Source organism: Actinomadura decatromicini, assembly GCF_008121305.1.
GTDB lineage: Bacteria > Actinomycetota > Actinomycetes > Streptosporangiales > Streptosporangiaceae > Spirillospora > Spirillospora syzygii.
The window spans coordinates 943007-965624 of sequence record NZ_VSRQ01000003.1; the positions used below are offsets into that span (position 1 = coordinate 943007).

Annotated in this window: 22 protein-coding genes and 1 pseudogene; 14 read left to right on the top strand and 9 right to left on the bottom strand. The window is 72.6% G+C overall.

Going from position 1 to position 22618, the window contains the following annotated elements:
* Positions 1 to 6 precede the first annotated feature (6 nt).
* From FXF68_RS18045 to FXF68_RS18060, 4 genes are all read left to right on the top strand, one after another.
* Positions 7 to 1065 carry an ABC transporter ATP-binding protein gene (locus FXF68_RS18045; protein WP_222869983.1) on the top strand — a complete coding sequence of 353 codons (1059 nt, stop codon included), beginning with the start codon at positions 7 to 9 and terminating at the stop codon, positions 1063 to 1065.
* Positions 1062 to 2003, top strand: a complete 942-nt coding sequence (locus FXF68_RS18050; RefSeq protein ID WP_222869984.1) for a carbohydrate ABC transporter permease — start codon at positions 1062 to 1064, stop codon at positions 2001 to 2003. Before FXF68_RS18045 ends, FXF68_RS18050 begins: the two co-directional genes overlap by 4 nt.
* Before the next feature lie 56 nt (positions 2004 to 2059).
* Positions 2060 to 2932 carry a carbohydrate ABC transporter permease gene (locus FXF68_RS18055; RefSeq protein ID WP_148760551.1) on the top strand — a complete coding sequence of 291 codons (873 nt, stop codon included), beginning with the start codon at positions 2060 to 2062 and terminating at the stop codon, positions 2930 to 2932.
* Between the two features lie 112 nt (positions 2933 to 3044).
* The gene (locus FXF68_RS18060; protein WP_148760553.1) at positions 3045 to 3566 is read left to right on the top strand and encodes a YbhB/YbcL family Raf kinase inhibitor-like protein; all 522 of its coding nucleotides are present in this window, start codon (positions 3045 to 3047) and stop codon (positions 3564 to 3566) included.
* Positions 3567 to 3619: 53 nt separating this feature from the next.
* Here FXF68_RS18060 and FXF68_RS18065 read toward each other — a convergent pair whose 3' ends face one another.
* Positions 3620 to 4600, bottom strand: a complete 981-nt coding sequence (locus FXF68_RS18065) for an ArsR/SmtB family transcription factor (RefSeq protein WP_148760555.1) — start codon at positions 4598 to 4600, stop codon at positions 3620 to 3622.
* 182 nt (positions 4601 to 4782) lie between these two features.
* On the opposite strand from FXF68_RS18065, the pseudogene FXF68_RS44780 reads away from it, so the two are divergent.
* Positions 4783 to 5268: pseudogene (locus FXF68_RS44780) on the top strand (MFS transporter); the annotation flags it as partial.
* Between the two features lie 133 nt (positions 5269 to 5401).
* On the top strand, positions 5402 to 5863 hold the full coding sequence (locus tag FXF68_RS43915; RefSeq protein WP_246178769.1) for an MFS transporter: 462 nt from the start codon (positions 5402 to 5404) through the stop codon (positions 5861 to 5863).
* A 69-nt stretch (positions 5864 to 5932) separates the two neighbouring features.
* On the opposite strand, the gene FXF68_RS18075 is transcribed toward FXF68_RS43915, so the two are convergent.
* Positions 5933 to 7249: a KamA family radical SAM protein gene (locus FXF68_RS18075; RefSeq protein WP_148760557.1), complete on the bottom strand. Its 1317-nt coding sequence runs from the start codon at positions 7247 to 7249 to the stop codon at positions 5933 to 5935.
* 408 nt (positions 7250 to 7657) lie between these two features.
* Here FXF68_RS18075 and FXF68_RS18080 point away from each other — a divergent pair, with 408 nt between their 5' ends.
* The 6 genes from FXF68_RS18080 to argS all read left to right on the top strand — a co-directional run bounded on the left by FXF68_RS18080 (position 7658) and on the right by argS (position 13351).
* Positions 7658 to 8383, top strand: coding sequence for a DUF998 domain-containing protein (locus FXF68_RS18080; RefSeq protein ID WP_148760559.1), 726 nt, complete (start codon positions 7658 to 7660; stop codon positions 8381 to 8383).
* Entirely contained in the window at positions 8380 to 9237 is an 858-nt protein-coding gene (locus tag FXF68_RS18085) for an alpha/beta fold hydrolase (protein WP_148760561.1), read from the top strand. The genes FXF68_RS18080 and FXF68_RS18085 overlap by 4 nt, the downstream gene beginning before the upstream one ends.
* A 106-nt stretch (positions 9238 to 9343) precedes the next feature.
* Positions 9344 to 9670, top strand: a complete 327-nt coding sequence (locus FXF68_RS18090; RefSeq protein WP_246178770.1) for a hypothetical protein — start codon at positions 9344 to 9346, stop codon at positions 9668 to 9670.
* A 117-nt stretch (positions 9671 to 9787) separates the two neighbouring features.
* A complete protein-coding gene (locus FXF68_RS18095) occupies positions 9788 to 10234 on the top strand; it encodes a hypothetical protein (protein WP_187437980.1) in 447 nt (148 codons plus the stop codon).
* A gap of 121 nt (positions 10235 to 10355) precedes the next feature.
* Complete coding sequence (gene plsX, locus FXF68_RS18100) at positions 10356 to 11552, top strand: phosphate acyltransferase PlsX (RefSeq protein WP_187437981.1); 1197 nt, start codon at positions 10356 to 10358, stop codon at positions 11550 to 11552.
* A gap of 53 nt (positions 11553 to 11605) precedes the next feature.
* A complete protein-coding gene (gene argS, locus FXF68_RS18105; protein WP_148760564.1) occupies positions 11606 to 13351 on the top strand; it encodes an arginine--tRNA ligase in 1746 nt (581 codons plus the stop codon).
* A gap of 3 nt (positions 13352 to 13354) precedes the next feature.
* Here argS and FXF68_RS18110 read toward each other — a convergent pair whose 3' ends face one another.
* The 7 genes from FXF68_RS18110 to FXF68_RS18140 form a co-directional block, all read right to left on the bottom strand.
* The gene (locus FXF68_RS18110; RefSeq protein WP_246178771.1) at positions 13355 to 14281 is read right to left on the bottom strand and encodes an LLM class flavin-dependent oxidoreductase; all 927 of its coding nucleotides are present in this window, start codon (positions 14279 to 14281) and stop codon (positions 13355 to 13357) included.
* Entirely contained in the window at positions 14278 to 14523 is a 246-nt protein-coding gene (locus FXF68_RS18115) for a DUF2630 family protein (protein ID WP_148760566.1), read from the bottom strand. Before FXF68_RS18115 ends, FXF68_RS18110 begins: the two co-directional genes overlap by 4 nt.
* 12 nt (positions 14524 to 14535) lie before the next feature.
* Positions 14536 to 15417: a hypothetical protein gene (locus FXF68_RS18120; protein ID WP_148760568.1), complete on the bottom strand. Its 882-nt coding sequence runs from the start codon at positions 15415 to 15417 to the stop codon at positions 14536 to 14538.
* Between the two features lie 82 nt (positions 15418 to 15499).
* Complete coding sequence (locus FXF68_RS18125) at positions 15500 to 16354, bottom strand: aldehyde dehydrogenase family protein (RefSeq protein WP_148760570.1); 855 nt, start codon at positions 16352 to 16354, stop codon at positions 15500 to 15502.
* Positions 16347 to 17777 (bottom strand): aldehyde dehydrogenase family protein, encoded by a 1431-nt coding sequence (locus FXF68_RS18130; RefSeq protein WP_148760572.1) that lies wholly within the window; start codon positions 17775 to 17777, stop codon positions 16347 to 16349. The genes FXF68_RS18125 and FXF68_RS18130 overlap by 8 nt, the downstream gene beginning before the upstream one ends.
* Before the next feature lie 2 nt (positions 17778 to 17779).
* Positions 17780 to 18709 (bottom strand): deoxyribose-phosphate aldolase, encoded by a 930-nt coding sequence (deoC, locus tag FXF68_RS18135; protein WP_148760574.1) that lies wholly within the window; start codon positions 18707 to 18709, stop codon positions 17780 to 17782.
* A 55-nt stretch (positions 18710 to 18764) separates the two neighbouring features.
* Positions 18765 to 19517 (bottom strand): IclR family transcriptional regulator, encoded by a 753-nt coding sequence (locus tag FXF68_RS18140; protein ID WP_148760576.1) that lies wholly within the window; start codon positions 19515 to 19517, stop codon positions 18765 to 18767.
* Positions 19518 to 19643: 126 nt separating this feature from the next.
* Between FXF68_RS18140 and FXF68_RS18145 the strand changes: the two genes are divergently transcribed.
* Positions 19644 to 21584 carry an acyl-CoA dehydrogenase family protein gene (locus tag FXF68_RS18145; RefSeq protein WP_148760578.1) on the top strand — a complete coding sequence of 647 codons (1941 nt, stop codon included), beginning with the start codon at positions 19644 to 19646 and terminating at the stop codon, positions 21582 to 21584.
* Between the two features lie 158 nt (positions 21585 to 21742).
* A complete protein-coding gene (locus FXF68_RS18150) occupies positions 21743 to 22558 on the top strand; it encodes a class I SAM-dependent methyltransferase (RefSeq protein ID WP_148351666.1) in 816 nt (271 codons plus the stop codon).
* The last annotated feature ends 60 nt before the right edge of the window (positions 22559 to 22618 follow it).

Consider the following 22618-nt stretch of genomic DNA (forward strand, 5'->3'; position numbering starts at 1 on the left):
GTTGAGGTGAAAGGGCTGGTCAAGACCTTCGACGGGCAGCTCAGGGCGCGCCGCGGCCGAGCCGATCAGGTGCGCGCGCTGGACGGCGTCGACCTGGCCGCCGAGCCCGGCGAGTACCTCGTGCTCCTCGGCCCGTCCGGGTGCGGCAAGACGACGCTGCTGCGGACGATCGCGGGCCTGGAGCAGCCGACCGAGGGCGAGGTGCTGATCGGCGGGAACGTCGTGAACGGGCTGCCGCCGCGCGTCCGGAAGATCGCGATGGTGTTCCAGTCGTACGCGCTGTACCCGCACAAGACCGTGTTCGACAACATCGTCTTCCCGCTGCGCGCGGAGGGGATGGCGAAGGAGGAGCGCGGGAAGAAGGCGGCGTGGGCCGCCGAGCTGCTGGAGATCGAGCCGCTGCTGCGCCGCAAGCCGCGCCAGTTGTCCGGCGGGGAGCGGCAGCGGGTGGCGCTCGCGCGGGCGCTCGTCCGCGATCCGGCCGTGTTCCTGCTGGACGAGCCGCTGTCCAACCTCGACGCGAAGATGCGCGCGACGGCCCGCGACGAGCTGAAGCGCTTCCAGCAGCACGTCGGGACGACCACCATCTACGTCACCCACGACCAGGCGGAGGCGATGGGCCTCGGCGACCGGATCGCGGTGCTGGAGAAGGGCCGCGTCCGGCAGGTCGGGACGCCGCGCGAGGTGTACGACGACCCGTCCGACACGTTCGTGGCGCGGTTCATCGGCTCGCCGCCGATGAACCTCGTCAGGCGGGACGACCGGCTGGTCGGGTTCCGTCCGGAGCATCTGCTGCCGGTGGAGAACGTCCCGGCGGAGTCGCGGGTGACGATGCCGCTGCGCGTCGAGCGGATGGAGTACCTGTCGGGCGACCGGCACGTGTACGGGACGGTCACCGGCGTCGGCGAGGAGACGCGCGTCATCGCCCGCCTCCCGTCGACCGTCGTGACGCCGCTGGACGCCGGGGAGACGCACGAGTTCGCCGTGCCGGGCGAGCGGCTGCGGTTCTTCGACGCCGGGTCGGGCGCGCGGACGTCCGCCGTGCCGATCGGAGGGGCGCCGTGACGGACGCGCGGACCGAATCCGAACCGGTCGCCGTGCGGGACGCGGCGGCGCCGAAGGTCGGCCTCGCCGACCGCGACGGCTTCCTCGCGTGGGCGATGCTGCTGCCGTCGGTCGTCTACATCGCGGCGCTGGTCGGCGTCCCGTTCCTGCTGGCGGTCGCGTTCGCGTTCTCGGACGTGACGACCGGCGACCCGTCGTTCGACTTCGTCGGGTTCCGGAACTTCACGGCGGTCTTCGACGACGGCGTGTTCTGGCGGGCGCTGCGGAACACACTGGTGTTCACGCTGGTCAGCATGGCGCTGATCGTGGTGTTCGGGAAGATCCTGGCGAACGTCCTGGTCGCGGAGTTCCGCGGGAAGTGGTTCGTCCGGTTCCTGGTGCTGCTGCCGTGGACGACCCCGGTCGCGCTGTCGACGATCTCGTGGCTGTGGTTCCTCGACTCGATCTACTCGCCGGTCGACTGGGTGCTGCGGCATCTCGGGCTGATCGACGGGAACGTCGTGTGGCTGGGGCGTCCCGGCACGGCGATGGCGTCGGTGATCGCGGTGCAGACGTGGCGGCTGACGCCGCTCGCGGCCGTGATCGTGATGGCCGGGTTGGTCGCGATCCCGCGCGACATCGACGAGGCGGCGCGGATCGACGGCGCCGGGTTCTGGCGGCGGATGGTCGAGGTGACGATCCCGCTGACGCTGCCGGTGATCGCGGTCGCCGGGCTGTTCGGCGCGATCATGACGTTCACCGACATGACCGTCCCGTTCGTGCTGACGCGCGGCGGCCCGACGCACTCGACGGACGTCCTCGCGTCGTGGGCGTACTTCCGCGGCATCGAGGGCGGCGACGTCGGCCAGGGCGCCGCCATCGCGCTCTTCCTGTTCCCCCTCCTCCTCGCGGGCGCCGTAGCGATCCTGCGAGCCGTCCGGCGATTGGAGGCGGGATGACCGCAGCGGAGCGAGGATCATCCCGCCTCCAGCGGCCCCCGGAAGGGCAGGGCGGGATGAGTGATGTCGCGGCGTTGCGGCGGAAGTATGCGCGGCGGCATGTCGCGGCGCGGGCCGGCGTGTACGGGTCGGCGGTGCTGGCGGCGCTGGTGTGCGCGCTGCCGTTCCTGTGGAGCGTCGTCAGCGCGTTCAAGCAGAACCAGGACCTCTACAACCCGGAGAGCAACCCGTTCTACTTCAACGAACCCGCCACTCCCGACCATGTGACGTTCCTGTTCAGCGACACGCCGTTCCTGACGTTCGTCGGGAACACCCTGATCGTCGGCGCGGCGGTCGTCGCGATCACGCTGGCGCTGGCGCTGCCCGCCGCGTACTCCCTCGCGCGCCTGGACCGGCCGTGGGGCACGCCGATGGGCATCGCGATCTTCATGGTGTACTTGGTGCCGCCGTCGCTGCTGTTCCTGTCGCTGACCCGCGTCGTCGTGTGGCTGCACCTGGAGGACACCCTGTGGTCGATGATCGTCGTGTATCCGACGATCACGGTGCCGGTGTCGGTGTGGCTGCTGATCGGTTTCCTGAAGGCCGTCCCGAAGGACGTCGAGGAGCAGGCCATGGTGGACGGCCACAGCCGCCTCGGCGCGTTCCTGCGGGCCGTCCTGCCGCTGGTGTTCCCGGGGATCGTCGCGGTGGTCGTGTTCAGCTTCACGCTCACGGCCAGCGAGTTCGTGTACGCGCTGGCGTTCGTGTCGGCGAGCCCGGAGATGGTGGTCAGCACGGGCGTCCCGACGCAGCTCGTCCGCGGGGACGTGTTCTTCTGGCAGTCGCTCCAGGCGGCCACGGTGGTCACGGCGGTGCCGATCGCGTTCCTGTTCAACCTGTTCCTCGACCGGTTCGTCACCGGGTTCACGATGGGAGCCGTGAAGACGTGAAGACGTGACGACGTGACGACGTGACGACGTGACGTGCCGGTGCGACGTGTGGGCGTGACGTCCCCTGATAGAGATGGAGGCGACAACCGGAAGTCCGAAATAGGAGGTCGCCATGTCCGGCAAGCCGCCGCTCCCTTACGAGTTCCTGCCCGAGGTCCCGTCGTTCACCGTCGAGAGCGACGACATCGCGGACGGCGAGCGCCTCCCCGACCCGCACGTCTTCGACCAGGGCGGGTTCGGCGGCGGCAACGAGTCGCCGCACCTGCGCTGGTCCGGGTTCCCGGAGGGGACCCGGAGCTTCGCGGTGACCTGCTACGACCCGGACGCGCCGACCGGCAGCGGCTTCTGGCACTGGTCGCTGTTCGACGTCCCGGCGGACGTGACGGAGCTGCCGCGCGGCGCCGGGACGCCGGACGCGAAGGTCGGCGTGCACGCCCGCAACGACTACGGGGTGAAGGCGTTCGGCGGCGCGGCCCCGCCGCCCGGCGACCCGCACCGTTACGTGTTCGCCGTGCACGCCCTGGACGTGGAGTCGCTCGGGATCGACTCGGACTCGTCCCCGGCCGCGGTGGGCTTCAACGTCACCGCGCACACGCTGGCCCGCGCGGTGATCACCCCGGTCTACGGCACCTGACACGCGGCGCGGGCCGCCCCGGGCACGGGGCGGCCCGCGCGGCTCAGGGCGGCTCAGGGCGCGTCGGCGAGGACGTCCCCGACGGCGGTCCGCCGGTACAGGACGGAGCGCCCGCTGCGCTGCCGCGTGACGAGCCCGGCCGCCCGCAGCACCGCGAGGTGGTCGCCGACGCCGCCGACGCTGACCCGCAGCCGGGCGCTCAGCCAGGTCGTCGTCGCCGGGTCGGCGAGCAGCCGCAGCAGGTCGGCGCGGGTGCGGCCGATCAGCTTGGCGAGGGCGTCGCCGGGGCTCGGCTCGCGGCTCTCCCAGAGCGCCGCCACTCCCCGCGCCCGGTACATCAGCGTGTACGGCCAGCCGGGCTCGACGGCGAGGCCCAGCTCGGAGAACACGACCGGGACGAACATCAGCCCGGCGCCGCCGAGCCGGTGCGCGGTGTCGCCGCCGCCGCGGAGGTCCACCTCGATCGCGCCGTCGCGCCAGCGCACCCGGCGGGACAGGCCGTCCAGCGCCGCGGCCCAGCCGTAGGCGGCGAGCCGTCCGGCGCGGTGGACGATGTCGCGCTCCACGATCGACCGGACGACCGGCCAGTCCGGCTCCAGCAGCGCGTCCCAGGCGGTCTCCAGGGCGGTGGCGAGCCGTCCGACCATGTCCGGGGCGTCCAGGACGGACCGGACGACGCCGTCCGGCTCCGGCAGCCCCGCCAGGTTGCGGGCGATCTCCGCGCGCGCCTGGTCGAGCGGCGTCGCCCGCGTGGTGGCGAGCTGCTCGGCGACCGTGAGGTTCGGACGGGCGGGCGGCGGGCTGATGAAGTCGGCCATGTAGCCGTGGCGGCGGCGCAGGAACACGAGCGCCCGGACGGCCGGGTCGTCCGCGATCGCCAGGTAGCGGGGCCGGGCCCGCTCGACCCACGGGCGCAGCGCGCCGGGCGGGACCCGCCCGGCCGCCAGGCCGAGCGCGTTCAGGGTCTCCAGCAGCGGGGCGAGCCCGAAGCGGCTGGCGGCGAGGTCCGCCGGGCCGACCTCGATCCGGTTCATGTTTCGTTCCTCCGCGAAACATTATCCCGGGACGGGGGCCGGGCCGCAGAGTCGCCCTCATGACCGCTTCCTCCCCCGCCTCCGTCCAGGACTCGTTCCGGTACCGGGACGTGTTCGCCGTCCCCGAGTTCCGGACGCTGTTCGCCCTGCAGACGCTGCTGGTGGGCGGCGACTCGGTCCGGATGCTGGCGCTGTCCGTCCAGGCGTTCGAGCGGACCGGCTCCACCGTCGCCGCCGCGCTGATCTTCGCGGCGGGCTTCCTCCCGTACGTGGTGGGCGGAGCGCTGCTGCTCTCGCTCGCGGACCGCGTCCCGGCGCGCCGCCTGCTCACCGCGTTCCACCTGCTGCGGCTCGCCGTCACGGCCGTCCTGGCGGTCGGCGAGCCGCCGGTGCCCGCGACGCTCGCGCTGCTCTTCGCGGTGGGGCTGCTCGCGCCGGTCGGCAGCGCGACCGTGCAGGCCAGGCTGCCCGCCCTGCTGCCCGGCGACGGGTACGTGCTCGGCCGCTCGCTGTTCACGATGACGAGCGCGGGCGCGCAGATCGCCGGGCAGGCGGCGGGCGGGCTGCTGCTCGCGGTGCTCGGCACGACCGGGACGCTCTGGCTCGCCACCGTGAGCGCCGGGCTGGCCGCCGTCCTCGCCCGGTTCCGGCTCCCGGACGTCCCGCCGCCCGCCCCCGAGGCGGCCGCCGGGACGGCGCGAGACCTGGCGGGTGAACCGGCTGCTGCTCCGCGACCGCGGCGTCCGCGGCCTGCTGCTGTGCGCCTGGCTGCCGATCTCGCTGTCGGTCGGGGCGGAGGGCATGACCGTCCCCTACGCGGCGGACGTCGGCAGCGCGCACGGGGCCGGGCTGCTGCTGTCCGCCGCCGCGGCCGGGATGTTCGCCGGGAACTTCGTCGTCGGCCGCCTGATCCGGCCGGACGTCCGGGAGCGGCTCACCCTCCCGCTCGCCGCGCTGACCGGGGCGCCGCTGCTGGCGTTCGTTCTCGCACCGGGCCTCGCGGCGGCCTGCGCGCTGATGGCGGCCGGGACGTTCGGGCTCGGCTACGAGCTGACCGTCCAGCGGCGGCTGGTGGACGCCGTCCCGGAGCGGGTCCGCGGGCAGGCGCTCGGCCTCTCCAACACCGGCCTGATGACGGGCCAGGCGGCGGGCATCGGCGCGGCCGGGGCGCTCGGCGAGGTCCTGGCCCCGTCGCACGTCATGGCGGTGTGCGGGGCGGCCACGCTGGCCGCCGTCCTCGCGCTGTGGCGGCACCTGCGCTGAGGGGCCCTCTTGGCCGTGGCGTGCCCGCCCGGGTCCCCGGAGGGACGGCGGGCACGCCACCGCACGCGGTTACCTCTCCCAGGGGAAGCTGTCGGCGAAGGCCGGTTTGAGGTCGTCCAGCCAGACCGCTTCGGGGTCGTACCGCGCGTAGAACGGCTTGCCGACCAGTTCGGCGTCGCGGCACTGGATGAAGTGCAGCGCGAACGCCTTCTCCCCGAACAGGTCGACGACGCCGTCCACGCAGACCTTGCCCGGCGTGGCCGACATGGACGGGCCCCGCACGGTCCGCGACAGGCCGGACACGTTCTTGTAGGCGTCCCGGTAGATCTCATAAGCGCGGGCGAGCGGGACGGCGAAGTAGTCCTGCGGCCCCGTGTCGCGCTCGACGAACATGTAGTACGGGACGAGCCCCATCCGGGTCTGGACGCGCCACATCGTCTCCCACGCCGCCGGATCGTCGTTGATCGTCCGGATCAGGGGGGCCTGGGTGCGGATGACCGCGCCGGTGTCGCGGATGCGGCGGCACGCCTCGGTCACCATGAGCGGCTCAAGCTCGCGCGGGTGGGTGAAGTGCGCCATGAACGCGAGGTTCTTGCCCGACTCGACGACCTGCTCGAACAGGCGGAGCATGTCGTCGGCGTCCGGGTCGGTGACGAACTTCTGCGGCCAGTAGGCGAGCGACTTCGTCCCGATCCGGATGGATTCGAGCTGCTCCAGGTCGAGCAGGGGCTCGACGTAGCGGCGCAGCACCGGCTCGCCCATGATCATGGCGTCGCCGCCGGTGAACAGGACGCTCGTCACCTCCGGGTGGGCGACCAGGTAGTCGCGCAGGGCGGTGACGTCGTCCCCGGCCATCTTGAGGTCGGCCTCGCCCACGAACTGGGCCCAGCGGAAGCAGTACGTGCAGTACGCGTGGCATGTCTGGCCCTGTTTCGGGAAGTACAGGACCGTCTCGTCGTACTTGTGCTGCATGCCGGGGATCTTGCCGTCGCCGAAGCTCGGCACGTTGAGTTCGAGCTGCCCCGCGGGATGCGGGTTCAGCCGCATCCGGACCGCGTGCGCGGCCGCCTCGACCTCCGCCTTCGGCGCCTCGCGGCGCAGCAGGTCGGACAGGTGCGCCACGTCGTCCGGCGGAAGCATGTCCTCCTGCGGGAAGACCAGCCGGTAGATGGGGTCGTCGGGCGCGGCGTCCCAGTCGATCAGCTCGTCGATGACGTAGGCGTTCGTCCGGAAGGGCAGGACGGTGGCCACCGCGCGGGTCGCGAGGCGCTGCGCGGGCGAGAGTCCCGCGCGAGCGGTGAGCTCGTCGAGGTGCTTCGCCGTGAAGGCACGGAACTTGCGCCCGGTGGATCGCACCGCGGGAGCCGCGTCGTTCACCAGTGTCACGTGTTGGTACTCCTTGCTGTCAACGGGGAGGCGGACCCCCGGTGCGGCGTCACGGACCGTGATCGGTACTGCGCAGTACACCCCCCATTCAACCCGTTGGGATGGGTTCATTACGAATTGATGCCCCCTACCCGGTGAGAACAAAGCCGGTCAGGGACGATCCCGGCAAATCGCCCCGACATCATCGTGGACGTCCCGCGGCCAGTACAACGACCGCGGGAGCCTGACTTCTCCACCCTCCGGCCGCGCGTTCGCCTCCGCGGGCGGCGATCCGTGCCTCCGCGACACCGGTGGCACGGCCCGACCAGCGGATACACGGGGAACCTTCACCCCGTGTCACCTGCTGACAAGATCTTGGGAAATACTGGGCGAGGGCGCGGCAAGGACAGGGCGGCGTGAGGGGGCTCGGTGAACTCCGACCAGCGTGACGGGCCGGGCGTCGTTCCCGCGCGGGTGATCGTCCTTGCCGCCGTCGCGGGCGTCAGCTACGCGACCTTCCTGCTGGAGAACCTCCTCAGCCCGAAGCTCGACTTCCTGAACGGCTACGTCAGCGAGCTCTCGGCCGTCGACCAGCCGTTCCACGCCGTCTACAGCGCGGGCGACCTCGTGACCGGCGTGCTGTCGATCCTCGTGGCGCTGGAGACCCTGCGCAGGCTGAGCCGCAGGCCCCTCGCCACCGCCGGATGGGCGTTCCTCGGCCTGTTCGGCGTGTGCGCCATCGGCGACGCCTCCTTCCCGCTCGACTGCGCGCCCAGCCTGGAGACGTGGTGCGCGCTGCGCGAGCGGTCCGGGCACGTGTCGTTCTCCCACGAGTTCCACTCCGTGACGAGCAGCGCCGTGATCGTGTGCGGGGTGGCCGCGCTGCTGCTGCTGTCGCTCGCCGCCCGCCGGTACGGGTGGTGGCCCGCGCTCGCCCGCTGGGGCTGGCTGCTCGCGCTGGCCGAGTCGGTGCTCGCCCTGGGCACGCTCGTCGCGATGTACATGGGGCAGTGGCTCGGGATCGTCCAGCGGGCGCAGATCAGCGTCCTGTGCCTGGGCCTCCTGGTGATCGCGTGGGCGCTGTACGCCGACTGGCGGGACACGGTCCGCGGCCGCCGGGCCGCCCCCGGCGTGATGGAGGAGGCGAGCCGGTGACGGAGATCGTGAGCGCCGGGGGCGAGCGGGTCCACGTCGTCGAGTCCGGGCCCGCGGACGGCGTCCCGCTGCTGCTCGGCTCCGGGCTCGGCGGCGCCTGGTTCGACTGGACGCCGTCCGTCGACCTGCTCCGATCCGAGTTCCGCGTGATCGTCCACGACCGTCCGGGGCTCGGGCTCAGCCCGGCCGCCGCCCGGCGTCCCACGCTGGACCGCGACGCCCGGATCATGGCGGCGCTGGCGGAGCGGGCCGGGCGGCCGGTGATCGTCCTCGCGCACTCGATGGCGGCGTTCGCGGCGGAGGCCCTCGCGCGGACGTCGCCGGAGCACGTCCTCGGCATGGTGCTGGTCGACCCGAGCTTCGAGCGCGCCCCGCGCGCCCCGCTCCCGCTGGGCGCCGCGCTGACGCCGGTCTGCGGCGCGGCGGGCGCCGTCCTCGACGCGACGCGGCTCGCCCGGGTCGCCGGGCCGTTCGGACGGCGGCTCGCCCTCCGCCACACGAGCCGCCGCGGGGAGGCCGTCCCGGACGGCGTCGTCCGCTCCGTCTACGGGCGCGGGACCGTCCTCGGCACCGTCCTCGCCGAGGAGGTCGCCTACCGGGAGATGGCGGTCGCGCTGGCCCGGCTGCGCTCACGGACGACGTTCCCGGCCATCCCGCTGGTCGTGCTGACCGCGCTCGCCGACGCGGGACGTCCCGCCAAGCAGCGCGAATGGGCCGAGGGCCACGAACGGCTCACGAAGCTGAGCCCGCTGGGCAGCCGCGTCGAACTCCCCGACGCCCGCCACATGATCGCCCTCGACCACCCCGACGTCATCGCGAAAGCGGTGGCCAGGGTCAGAGAGGAGGTGCCGTGACCGCAGCGAAGCGAGGATCACGGCACCTCCCACTCGGGAGTCTGGGGGTCGCTACCCAGAAAGGCAGGACGCCGTGACGGCGGTTCGGGTTGTCGCCTCGGTTCTGGTGCTCGCGTTGACGGTGTCGGGGTGCAAGGTCATGCAGCGGATCTCCGAGGGCGCGTATCGCAACGCCGTCAGCGACGGGGTCGTGGACGACCTGAAGGCGCAGGGCATCGAGCTGCGGAAGCGTCCCGAGTGCACGTCGCCCAAGCGGGAGACCGAGGCGATGGTCCGGGTGAACTGCACGGCGCGCACGCGGGCGGGCGAGCCGGTCGTCGTCAGCGGCGTCGCCTACGACGCCGACACCGACCGTCCGCGCGAGAGCTACGTCGTGACCATCGCCGGACGCGAGGTCCTCCGGCAGAACTGCCTGGGCATCGGCTGCGGATGACCGCACCGACGGCCGCACCGCTCGTCGCACCGCGGTTCTGGCAAGGAATCCGCATACGGAACGGAAAATGCAATCACGCTGCGCATACAACGCCGTACCCTCGGTGAGGTTGTCGACGTGGATATACGTCGCAAGGCCGTGGAGTTGAGCCGCCGGGTCGTCGGCGCGAACCGCAGGCGGGCCCTGATCCTGGGCTCGGCCGGGGTGCTCGTGCTCGCGCTGGTGGGCGGCGGTGTCGCGTTCCTGCTGGCGACCCGCGGGGAGCTGCAGTACAAGACGCAGTCGGCGCTGCGCAAGGCGCTGCCGGTGACGGCGGCGGCCGAGCTGGAGAAGCGCGGCGTGTCGCTGTCGTCCCCGCTGAAATGCAGGGACCTGCCGGGCTGGACGAAGTCGAAGCTGCGGGTGTCCTGCACGGGGACGACCTCGGACCAGAAGTCCGTCGAGGTCCTCGGCACCGGCGAGGAGAAGACGCACAAGAGCTACTACACGATCCTCGTGGACGGCCGTCCGGTCGTGGAGAACGCGCACTGCCTCGGCCCCGATTGCAAGGGCCGGCAGGGGTAGACAAGAGCGGGGTGATGATCGCCACTCCGGCCGGGCGCGGTCAAGACGGGTGAGAGAACGTCCTACGATGCGATGAGCTGCAACTATCGCAGCGTTTCCCTTTCACCCTCCTGGAGCGGCCATGACCGGCACCGGTGAGCCGTCGCGTCCCGCGGCGCCTCGCCGCGGGGCGCCGGTGCGGCCGCTGCCCGTCGCGGTGGACACGATGGGCGGCGACCACGCCCCCGAGGAGATCATCGCGGGCGCGATCGACGCGGTGGCCGAGCACGACGTCCGCGTGGTGCTCGTCGGGCAGGCCCCGCGGATCCGCCGCGAGCTGGACCGGCACGGCGCCATCGGCAAGATCCCGATCGTGCACGCCGAGGAGGCCCTCGACATGGGCGAGGGCGCGCTCGCGAGCTGGCGCAAGCCTCGCTCGTCCATCGCGATCGCGTGCCATCTGATCAGGCAGGGCCGGGCGTCGGCGCTCGTGTCGGCGGGCAGCACCGCCGGGGTCGTCGCGACGTCCCGGCTCCGGTTGAAGGGCCAGCAGGGCGTGCTGCGCCCGGCGATCGCGGTGACGCTGCCGACCCGTCCGCGGCCCACGATCCTGCTGGACGCGGGCGCCACCGCCGACGTCAAGCCGGAGGGGCTCGTCCAGTTCGCGGCGCTCGGCACCGCGTACGCGCAGATCCTGCTGGGGCTGGAGCGTCCGACGGTCGGGCTGCTCAACATCGGCGCCGAGCCCGGCAAGGGCGACAAGGTCGCCAAGCGGGCGCACGAGCTGCTCGCGGGCGGCGGCCACGGCCTGGAGTTCGCCGGGAACGTCGAGGGCCACGACCTGCTCGCCGGCAAGGTGGACGTGATCGTCGCGGACGGCTTCACCGGCAACGTCGCGCTGAAGACCATGGAGGGCACGATCCGGACCGCGTTCGCCGAGGTCCGGGACGCGATGACGGCCGGGCCCGCCGCCCGGATGGGCGCGCTGCTCCAGCGCCGCCGCCTCCAGGACCTGCGCGACCGCCTCGACCCCGACACCTACGGCGGCGGCGTCCTGCTCGGCCTGAACGGGACGGTCGTCATCGCGCACGGCGCGTCGAGGGCCCGCGCGATCACGTCCGCGTGCGAGCTGGCGCACCGGCTCGCCGCCGGGCGGATCGTCGAGCGGATCCGCGAGCAGGTCGCGCTGACCCGGACGTCCAGGTTCGGCCGCTGGACGCACGGCGAGCGCGACGGCACGGACGGCCGGCCCGCCGAGCCCGGGGACCGTCCGGCCGAGCCCGCACCGCCCGCCGACCAGCCCGAACCCGACCGCGGCGAGCCGCCCGCCGCGCCCTGACCGGGTCGCGAAACCTGGTTCGGCGGGCGGCGGGACGCCGATAGCCTTGGGACATGCCCGATCCGCAACTCGTGCTCGCCGCCCGGGTCCAGGCCGCGCTCAGCGCCGCCTTCGGACCGTCGTACGCGGACGCCGACCCGGTCATCCGGCCGTCGTCGTTCGCCGACCTCCAGGCCAACGTGGCGCTGCCGCTGGCCAAGAAGCTGGGCCGCAAGCCGCGAGACGTCGCCGACGAGATCGTCGCGCACCTCGACACCGCCGACGTCGTGGCGGACGTCCAGGTCAGCGGGCCGGGCTTCATCAACCTGACGCTCAGCGACGACTGGATCGCCGCCGCCGCGCAGCGCGCCCTCGACGACGAGCGGCTCGACGTCCCGCTCGTCGACAAGCCGCAGAAGGTCGTCGTCGAGTACTCCTCGCCCAACGTGGCGAAGGAGATGCACGTCGGCCACCTGCGGACCACGATCGTCGGCGACGCGCTCGCCCGGATCCTCGGCTTCCTCGGCCACGAGGTGATCCGCGACAACCACGTCGGCGACTGGGGCACCCCGTTCGGCATGCTCATCGAGCACCTGCTCGACCTCGGCGAGGACGCCGCCGCGCGGGGCGACTCGTCCGTCAGCGACCTGACCGAGTTCTACCAGGCGGCGCGGCGCAAGTTCGACTCCGACGAGGCGTTCGCCGACCGGTCGCGGCGGCGGGTCGTCGCGCTCCAGGCGGGCGACGCCGAGACGCTGCGGCTCTGGAACGTCCTCGTGGACGTGTCCAAGCGGTACTTCAACGCCGTCTACGGGCAGCTCGGCGTCACGCTGTCCGACGCCGACATCAGGGGCGAGAGCTTCTACAACGACCTGCTCGAACCGACCGTCCGGGAGCTGGAGGAGAAGGGCATCGCGGTCGTCAGCGAGGGCGCGCTGTGCGCGTTCCCGCCCGGCTTCACCGGCCGCGAGGGCGAGCCCCTCCCGGTGATCATCCGGAAGAGCGACGGCGGCTACAACTACTCCACCACCGACCTCGCCACGATCCGGTACCGGGTCGACACCGAGCACGTCGACCGGATGATCTACGTCGTCGGCACGACGCAGGCGCTGCACTTCCAGATGGTGTTCGCGGTCGCGCGGATGGCGGGCTGGCTGAACGACGACGTCCGGGCCGAGCACGCGCAGATCGGGAACGTCCTCGGCACCGACGGCAAGCTCCTGCGGACCCGGGCGGGCGGCACCGTCAAGCTCTCCGAGCTGCTGGACGAGGCCGTCGAGCGGGCGGGCGCCGTGTTCGACGAGATCCAGCACGACCAGCCGTACGACGACGCGACGCGAGCCGCGATCGTCCGGGACGTGGCGATGGGCGCGGTCAAGTACGCCGACCTGTCCGTCGCCCGCGACAGCGAGTACGTCTTCGACCTCGACCGGATGATCTCGTTCCACGGCAAGACCGGCCCGTACCTCCAGTACGCCGTGGCGCGGATCCGGTCGATCTTCCGCAAGGGCGGGCTCACGCCGGAGCAGGCGTCCGGGCCGATCGTCCTCGGCCACCCGGCCGAGCGGGCGCTGGCGCTGGAGCTGCTCGGCTTCGGCGCGGTCGTCCAGCAGGCGGGCGAGACCACCGAGCCGCACCGGCTCGCGACCTACATCTACGCGGTCGCCGACGCCTACACGACGTTCCACGAGAACTGCCCGGTCCTGAAGGCCCCGGACGAGGAGACGAAGGCGTCCCGCCTGGCCCTCTGCGCCGCCACCCTCCGCACCCTCGTGACCGGCCTCGACCTCCTCGGCGTCCCCACCCCGGAACGCATGTAAGGCTCAGGTCGCGAACACCGCTCCTCGTTCGCGGGCCACTTGCTCGCGGACGGCGGGGACGATCTCCAGGGCGAAGACCGGGAGGTGCTCCGGGTCGCCGCCGTAGAGGAACGAGTCGACGCGGTGGCCGATGGCCAGCTCGGTCAGCTCGTAGATCCACTGGCGCGGCGGGCCGTGCAGGAAGCCGCGGGAGTCGCCGCCCTCGATCGCGCCCTCCAGGACGTAGACGCGCCTGAGCTCGCCGGGGTCGCGGCCGACGGCGGCGGCGGCCTGGTCGAGGTGGCGCTGCCCGTCCGCGAGGCGTTTCGGCGGGACGAGCGACGACGGCGCGATCCAGCCGTCCGCGACCCGGCCCGCGAGGTCCAGGCCGCGCGGCCCGGTCACGCCGAGCCACACGCCGATCTGGTGCGCGGGCGGCGGGCCCGGCTGCGCCGCGGCGAACCGGTAGTGCTCGCCGCCGAACCGGAGCCCGTTCTGCCCGCTCCAGTGCAGCCGGATGACCTGCACGGCCTCCTCCAGCGCACGGCGTGCCGCCGCCGCGCCGAGCCGCGCCCCGCCGTAGGCGTCGACGCCGTCCGGCGCCCGGCCCGCGCCGAGGCCGAGCTCGACCCGGCCGCCGCTCAGCAGGTCGAGCGTCGCGACGGTCTTCGCCAGCACGGCGGGCGGCCGCAGCGGCAGGCACGCCACGGCGGGCAGCACCCGGATCCGGGACGTGGCCGCCAGCGCGGTCGCCATCAGCGCGAGCGCGTCGGCGGTACCGCGCCGGTACGGCTCGTCGCGGACGCCGAGCAGGTCGAGCCCGTACCGGTCCGCGTCCTGCGCGATGCGGACCAGCGGGACGGACGCGTCCGGCGCGAGCGACACGCCGAACCGCAGCGTGGCGCGCGCGGCCCGGCCGCCCGGCCGCGGGCGAGCTGTCTCCGCCGTCACTGCAGGTAGCCTTCGACCTCGTCCGGCGGCCTGACGTCCGCGTCGCCCGGGTCCTCGCCGGCCTCCAGCCGGGCCCGGCGGCGGCGGAGCAGGTCCCAGCACTGGTCGAGCGCGACCTCCAGCCGCTCCAGCCGCCGGTGCTCCTCCTCACGGCCGAGCTCGTCGCGCTGGTAGCGCTCGCGGAGCAGCTGCTCCTCGCCGACGTAGTCGCTGATGCGGGCCAGGATGTCCTTCTCGTCCACGGCCTGCGGCGTTCAGCGTCCGCGGCCGGAGTCGGTGAGCCCGCTGAGGAACCCGCCGTCCGTCCGCGTGGAGTGCTGGAGCCCGTTCTTCGACTCGCCCATCGCCGGGGCCGCCGACGCCGCGGCCGAGCGCGCCGCGTCGACCGCGCGGCGCGCGGGCGACTTGCGGGCGGCCGTGGTCCGGCTCGTCGTCGTCCGGGTCGTCGTCCGGGCCGTGCCGGATCTGGCCGACCCCTTCGACGTGCTGGACCTGGTGGACGCCGTCGTCCTGGACGAGGCCGGCTTGCGGGCCGCGCTCGTCCGCGACTTCGGCGCCGTCGTCGACTTCTTCGCCGTGCTCGACGACGACTTCGACGCGGGCTTGCGGGCCGTGGACGTCCGGGCCGACGTGGTCGACCGCGAACGGCTCGACGCGGCGGCCGTCCTGCGGGTCGTCCCGGAGCGGGACGCGGTGCTCTTGCGCGCCGTCGTGCCCCCGTTCGCGGACGACTTCGCGGTCTTGGTAATGACCTTCGCGGCCGCGTCCATCGCCTTCGCGGCGTCGGTCATCGCCTTCGTCGCGCTGGTCATGGCCTTGGTCATCGCCGTCATGGCCTTGGCCGACGAGGACGCCTTGGTCGCCACCGACTTCATCTGCGTCGCGGCGGTCTTGGCCTGGCTCGCGGCCTTGGTCACCCGGCTGGCGGCGGCGGTCGACGTCCGGCTGGACGCCGCCGACGTGCGCCGGGCCGTGGTCCCGGTGGAACGGCTGGTCGACGACGACCGCGCGGCCGACGTGCGCTTCGCCGCCGGCTTGCGGGCCGTCGTGGACTTGCTGGTCGATGATGTGCTCTTCGTCGTACGCCCGGCCGTACCTCGGCTCGGCGTCGTACGCGATGCGGTCTTGGTAGGCACTGATCTCCCCCCAGTGATGATCAGTTACGGGGAGTTCTATTCCACGCTTTGTGACCCTTTACACACGTGCCGTGATTTCAGATCAGGCGCCCACCGGATGCCAGACGGTCTTGGTCTCCAGGAACGCCGTCATGCGTGCGGTTCCGGGATCGTCCGTCCACGCGTCTTTTCCGGGACGGAGGACGCGCTTCAGGTTCCCGGCGGCCTCCTCCTCCAGCCCCCGGACGTGCTCGGCGGCGACTCCGGTCAGGTCGACGCCGTTCACGTCCATGTGGGACGCGAGCCACGGCGCGATCTCGACGCGCCGCCCGGTGAGCAGGTTCACCACCCCGCCGGGCAGGTCGGACGTCGCCAGCACCTCGGCCAGCGTGATCGCGGGCAGCGGCGCGGGCTCGGACGCGACCGCCACGCACGTGTTCCCCGACACGATCACGGGCGCGACCACGGACACCAGCCCGAGCAGCGGCGAGTCGGGCGCGACGACGGCGACGACCCCGGCCGGTTCGGGCGTCGAGAAGTTGAAGAAGGGCCCGGACACCGGGTTCGACGCGCCCGCCACGGCGGACAGCTTGTCGGCCCATCCGGCGTACCAGACCCAGCGGTCGACGGCGGCGTCCACCTCGGCGGCGGCGGCCTGCTTGGACGCCCCGGCGCGGCGCAGCTCGTCCGCGAACTGGTCGCGGCGCCCCTCCAGCATCTCGGCGACGCGGTAGAGGATCTGGCCCCGGTTGTAGGCGGTGCGCCCGGACCAGCCGCCGAACGCCTTGCGGGCGGCGGACACGGCGTCGCGCGCGTCCTTGCGGGACGCCTGCGAGGCGTTGGCGACGAACCGTCCCTTGGCGTCGTGCACGGGATAGGACCTGCCGGACTCGGATCGGGGGAACGCGCCGCCGATGAACAGCTTGTACGTCTTGCGCACGGCCAGCCGGTCAGACATTCAGGTACCCCTCCAGGCCGTGGCGTCCGCCCTCGCGGCCGAACCCCGATTCCTTGTAGCCGCCGAACGGGGAGGCCGGGTCGAACTTGTTGAACGTGTTGGCCCAGACGACCCCGGCGCGGAGGCGCTGGGCCGTCCAGAGGATCTGCGAGCCCTTCTCCGTCCAGATCCCGGCGGACAGCCCGTACGGGGTGTTGTTGGCCTTGGTGACGGCCTCGTCCGGCGTCCGGAACGTCAGCACCGAAAGGACGGGCCCGAAGATCTCCTCCCGCGCGATCCGGTGCGACTGCGCCACCCCGGTGAACACGGTCGGCGCGAACCAGAACCCCTGCGCGGGCAGCTCGCACGGCGGCGACCAGGCGGTCGCGCCCTCCGCCTCGCCCGCCGCCGACAGCTCGCGGATCCTGGCGAGCTGCGCCGCCGAGTTGATGGCCCCGACGTCGGTGTTCTTGTCCAGCGGGTCGCCGACGCGGAGCGTCGCCATGCGCGCCTTGAGCCGCTCCAGGACCTCCTCGGCCACCGACTCCTGGACGAGCAGCCGCGACCCGGCGCAGCACACGTGCCCCTGGTTGAAGAAGATCCCGTTGACGATGCCCTCGACGGCCTGGTCGAGCGCGGCGTCCTCGTAGACGATGTTGGCGGCCTTGCCGCCGAGCTCCAGGGTGAGCTTCTTGTCCGTCCCGGCCAGGACGCGGGCGATCTGCCGTCCGACCTCGGTGGAGCCGGTGAAGGCGACCTTGTCGATCCCGTCGTGGGCGACGAGCGCGCGGCCCGTCTCCCCCGCGCCGGTGACGATGTTGACGACGCCCGGCGGCAGCTCGGCCTGGCGGCAGATGTCGGCGAACAGCAGCGCGGTCAGCGGCGTCGTCTCGGCGGGCTTGAGCACGACGGTGTTCCCGCAGGCCAGCGCGGGCGCGATCTTCCAGGCGAGCATGAGCAGCGGGAAGTTCCACGGGATGACCTGGCCCGCGACGCCGACCGGCTTCGGGTCGGGCCCGAACCCGGCGTAGGGGAGCTTGTCGGCCCAGCCCGCGTAGTAGAAGAACCAGGCGGCCACCAGGGGCACGTCCACGTCGCGCGACTCGCGGATCGGCTTGCCGTTGTCGATCGACTCCAGCACCGCCAGTTCCCTGGCCCGCTCCTGGACGATCCGCGCGATCCGGTACAGGTACTTGGCGCGTTCCCGTCCGGGCATGGGGCCCCAGACCTTCTCGTACGCCTTCCGCGCCGCCGCGACCGCCCGATCGACATCGGACTCGTCGGCGCACGCGATGTCGGCGAGGACGCTCTCATCGGCCGGATTCACCGACTTGAACGGCTCGCCGTGCCCGTCCGCGAACTCCCCGTCGATGAACAGCCCGTAGGAGCCGCGGATGTCGACGATCGCCCGCGACTCGGGCGCCGGCGCGTACTCGAAAACCATGATCAGTCCAACGTGAAGTAGTCGGGACCGGAATAGACGCCCGTCGCGAGCTTGCGGCGCTGCATCAGCAGGTCGTTCAGCAGGCTGGACGCGCCGAGCCTGAACCATTCGGGCGACAGCCAGTCCGGCCCGGCGGTCTCGTTCACGAGCACCAGATACCGGATGGCGTCCTTGGTCGTCCGGATCCCGCCCGCGGGCTTGACGCCCACCTGCCGCCCGGTGGCGGCCCGATAGTCGCGGACGGCCTCCAGCATCACGAGCGTCACCGGCGGCGTCGCGGCGGGCGACACCTTCCCGGTCGAGGTCTTGATGAAGTCGGCCCCGGCCCGCATCGCGAGCCACGACGCCCGCCGGACGTTGTCCAGCGTGACCAGCTCGCCCGTTTCCAGGATCACCTTCAGGTGCGCCCCGCCGCACGCCTCCTTGACCGCCGTGATCTCGTCGAACACCTTCGAGTAGTCGCCCGCGAGGAACGCGCCCCGATCGATCACCATGTCGATCTCCGCCGCCCCGGCCGCGACCGCCGCCCGCGTGTCGGCGAGCTTGGCCTCCAGCGGCGCCCGCCCGGACGGGAACGCGGTCGCGACGCTCGCCACCTTGACGTCCGTCCCGGCGAGGGAGCGCACGGCGACGTCCACCATGTCCGAGTACACGCACACCGCCGCCACCCGGGGAACCGCCGCGTCCGCCGGATCGGGATGCGCGGCCTTGGCGCACAGCGCCCGCACCTTGCCCGCCGTGTCCGCCCCCTCAAGGGTGGTGAGGTCCACCATCGAGATGGCGAGGTCGATCGCCTCGGCCTTCGCCGTCGTCTTGACGGACCGGGTCGCGAGCCGCGCGGCCCGCTCCTCGGCCCCCACCTGGTCCACCCCGGGCAGCCCGCGCAGAAACGCGCGCAACTCGGCGGCGCCGTTCAGAGTCTCCGTTGACACTCCCCCAGCATCGCCGAACCCCACCCCCGACACAAAACGGTCACCTAACGGGAGGTCAGAGGGAGAGGGCTCGTTGGAGGCGGTTGGCGGTCGCGCGGAGTAGGTGTACCGATTTCTCGATCGTGGGGAGGCGGCGCGGGGGGCAGGAGACCGCCAGGGCGCCTACGGCGGTGCCCGTCGCGTCGGTGACCGGGACGGCGGCGCAGCCCGTGCCTAAGGCGTACTCCTCGCGGTCCACCACCAGGCCGTTCGCCGTTTCGAGGGAGCGGAACAGGCGGCCCGGTTCGGTGATCGTGTTCGGGGTGAGGTCGACCAGCGGGTGCCGGGACAGGTAGTCGCGGCGGCGGTCGTCGTCGAGCTGGCCGAGGACGCATTTGCCGACGGCGGTGGCGTGCGCGGCGTCCTGGAAGCCGACCCACTGGTCGACGCGCGGGGAGCGCGGGCCGTCGACGACGTCGATGAGGCGGATCTCGTCGTCCACGTGCATGCCGAAGTAGGCGGCGGCGCCCAGCTCGTCGCGCAGCGCGCTGAGCGTCGGGCGGACACGGGCGAGGAGCTGCTGCGCCCGGCTCCGCCCGTGCAGGGTGTCGACGCGGTCGCCGAGCACCCAGACGCCGTCCGACAGCCGGGTCGCGTAGCCCTCGTGGGCGAGGGTGCGCAGCAGGTGGTAGGTGGTGGCGAGGGGCAGCCGCGCCTCGCGCGCGAGCTGCTTGGCGGGGGCGCCGCTCGGATGCGCGGCGACGGCCTCCATGAGTCGCAGAGCACGCTGCACCGAGGCGATGAGAGTGGGCTTGCGTGGCTCTTCCATCACGCAATGCGAACCCCTCTGACCTGGCTGGGTCAAGGTCTTTGGGTGACAGTCCAGCCCGTTGGATCACCTCTGCTGTCCGGACGGGCAGTGTTTCCCGGTCCGACCACGGGAAACAGCCCTGCCATGCACGCAGACACCGAGCGCGGCCACGTCGACGAGCGGACGGCCCGGAAGGTCGCCGAGGAGGCGCGGGAGACCGAATGGCGGCTCCCGAGCTTCGGCAAGCAGCTCTTCCTCGGCGACTTCCGCCTCGATCTCGTCCATCCGCATCCCCGCCCCTCGGACGAGGCGCGGCGCAGGGGCGAGGAGTTCCTCGCGCGGCTCACCGAGTTCTGCGCCTCCAAGATCGACCCGGCGGTGATCGAGCGGGAGTCGCGCATCCCGGACGAGGTCGTCATCGGCCTGCGCGATCTCGGCGCGCTCGGCATGAAGATCCCGGAGCGGCACGGCGGGCTCGGCCTCGGCCAGCTCTACTACGGCCGCGCGCTGATGGTCGTCGGGTCGGTGAGCCCGGCGCTCGCCGCGCTGCTGTCGGCGCACCAGTCGATCGGCGTCCCGCAGCCGGTCAAGCTGTTCGGCACGCCCGAGCAGCAGGACGAGTGGCTGCCGCGCTGCGCCCGCGAGGTCAGCGCGTTCCTGCTCACCGAGCCGGACGTCGGCTCCGACCCGGCCCGGCTGCGCGCCACCGCCGTCCCGGACGGCGACGACTACGTCCTCAACGGCGTCAAGCTGTGGACGACGAACGGCGTCGTCGCCGACCTCGTCGTCGTGATGGCGCGCGTCCCGACGTCGGACGGCCACCGGGGCGGCATCTCCGCCTTCGTCGTCGACATGGCGACGCCCGGCATCACCGTCGAGAACCGCAACGCCTTCATGGGGCTGCGCGGCATCGAGAACGGCGTGACGCGGTTCCACGACGTCCGCGTCCCGAAGGCGAACCTGATCGGCAAGGAGGGCGCGGGCCTGAAGATCGCGCTCACCACCCTGAACACCGGACGGCTCTCGCTGCCCGCCGGCTGCGCGGCGGCCGGCAAGTGGGCCACCAAGATCGCGCGGGAGTGGTCGCGGGAGCGGGTGCAGTGGGGACGCCCGGTCGGCGAGCACGAGGCCGTGTCCCGCAAGATCGCGTTCATCGCCGCGACCACGTACGCGATGGAGGCGATGCACGACCTGTCCGCCCAGCTCTCGGACGCCGGGCGCGGCGACATCCGGATCGAGGCCGCGCTCGCGAAGCTGTGGTCGTCGGAGATGGCCTACCGCGCGGCGGACGAGCTGGTCCAGATCCGCGGCGGGCGCGGCTACGAGACGGCCGAGTCGCTCGTGGCGCGCGGCGAGCGCGGCGTCCCGGTCGAGCAGCTGGTGCGCGACCTGCGGATCAACCGGATCTTCGAGGGTTCCACCGAGATCATGCACCTGCTGATCGCCCGGGAGGCGGTGGACGCGCACCTCGCCGCGGCGGGCGGCGTCATCGACCCGGACGCGTCCGCCGGGCAGAAGGCGCGGGCGGCGGCGAAGGCGGGCGGGTTCTACGCGCGCTGGCTGCCGACGCTCGTCACCGGGGCCGGGCAGCGGCCGAACTCCTACGCCGAGTTCGGGCCGCTCGCGCGGCACCTGCGGTACGTGGAGCGCGCGTCCCGCAAGCTCGCCCGGTCGATCTTCTACGCGGCCGGACGCTGGCAGGGCCGCCTCGAATACAAGCAGGGCTTCCTCGGACGGATGGTCGACATCGGCGCCGAGCTGTTCGCGATGAGCGCGGTGTGCGTCCGCGCCCACGCCGAAGCCGACGGCGGCGGGCTCGGGATGGACGGCGCGGCGCCGGGGCCCTCCGCTCTGAAGCTCGCGGACGTGTTCTGCCGGCAGGCGCGCGTCCGCGTCGAGGAGCTGTTCGAGGGGCTGTGGCGGAACACGGACGCGCTGGACGTGAAGCTCGCGCGGGCCGTCCTCGACGGTGAGTTCACCTGGGTGGAGCAGGGCGTCCTCGACCCGTCCATCCCCGGGCCGTGGATCGCTCCAAGCGATCCGGGGCCGAGCGAGAGGGACGACGTGCACCGCATTATCGGATGACCCGTATCAGGCGCGCCGCCGTCCAACCCGGACGACGGAGATCAAGGCGACTGTAGACTGAGCGGCCTTCGCGCCAGAGATCGGACCGGTTCAAGCGGATCAGGTCAGCGATCCGGCGAAAAAGAAGCCAACGCCCACGCACCCAGCGAGCGGGAAGTATGCAGTCATCTGGTCAGAAGAAGTCCATCGCAGGCACTCTCCTCAACCTCGTCGGCAGCCGCCAGAAACGGCCCGCGCCGGGGCCCGCCCCGGACGGGGACGTCGTCCAGCCCGCCGCGGGTGAGGGGGCCCTGGAGAACCATCTCGGCGGGGACGAGGCCCGCAACTACCGCAAGTACGAGTACGACACGGTCGCGCCGCACGTCGGCCGGTCGATGCTGGAGGTCGGGTCGGGGCTCGGGCACTTCTCCGAGCAGTTCGCCGGACGGCTCGACTACCTCGTCGTCAGCGACAACGACCCGTACTGCGTCGGCGAGCTGCGCAAGCGCCACGACGGCAACGAGGACGTCGAGGTCATCGACCTCGCCCTGCCCGCCGAGATCAAGATCCGGCGCAAGGTCGACACCGTCGTGATGATGAACGTCCTGGAGCACATCAAGGACGACGTCCAGGCGCTGCGCGACCTCGCCGCCGTCACCGAGCCGGGCGGCCGGATCGTCATCTGGGTCCCCGGCTACATGCAGCTCTACGGCGACTTCGACCGGAAGGTCGGGCACGTCACCCGGTACACGCCCGCGACGCTGGAGGCGTCCGTCCGGGAGGCGGGGCTCGTCCCGGAGGTGCTGAAGCCGATCAACTTCCTCGGCGGGATCGCCTGGTGGTTCGCGGTCCGCCGCGGCGGGGCGGGCTACCCCGACCCGAAGCTCGTCAAGATCTACGACCGGACGGTGGTGCCGCTGACGCGCGGCATCGAGCGGTTCGTCCGCCCGCCGTTCGGCCAGACCGTCTTCTGCGTGGCCCGCGTGCCGCGCTGACCTCACCCAGGCTTACTGCGCCTCGCGGGTCTCCTGGACGCCGCGGAGGCCGTCTCCCAG